Here is a 289-nt window from a genome sequence, read left to right as displayed (position 1 = left end):
GAGTTCTTCATGGTGCGCGTCGCCGTCCTTGCCGGCCAGGTGCGCGAGGGCATCGTGCTGAAGAGCCCGGACGGACGCACCCCCGAACAGCAGCTCGAACAATTGCTGCGTGAAGTCGAGCGGCTGCAGGAAGACCAGCAGAAGAGCCTTTCGGCACTCACGGTTCTGCTCAACAAGGAAGGCATCGAGAGCATCACCCGCGATGCGCTGACCACGGACGAAAAGGTCTGGCTGGAAGAGCATTTCCAGGACCAGGTGTTTCCGGTGCTCACCCCGCTGTCGATCGACC

Annotated in this window: 1 pseudogene; it reads left to right on the top strand. The window is 61.9% G+C overall.

The window, feature by feature from the left end:
* Positions 1-289 (top strand): annotated as a pseudogene (locus EN807_RS34720) (RNA degradosome polyphosphate kinase); the annotation flags it as partial.

It is taken from the genome of Mesorhizobium sp. M5C.F.Ca.ET.164.01.1.1 (assembly GCF_004792125.1).
Lineage (GTDB): Bacteria > Pseudomonadota > Alphaproteobacteria > Rhizobiales > Rhizobiaceae > Mesorhizobium > Mesorhizobium wenxiniae.
Note: the sequence above shows the minus strand (reverse complement) of the source record. Positions and strands in the feature narration are given on the sequence as shown.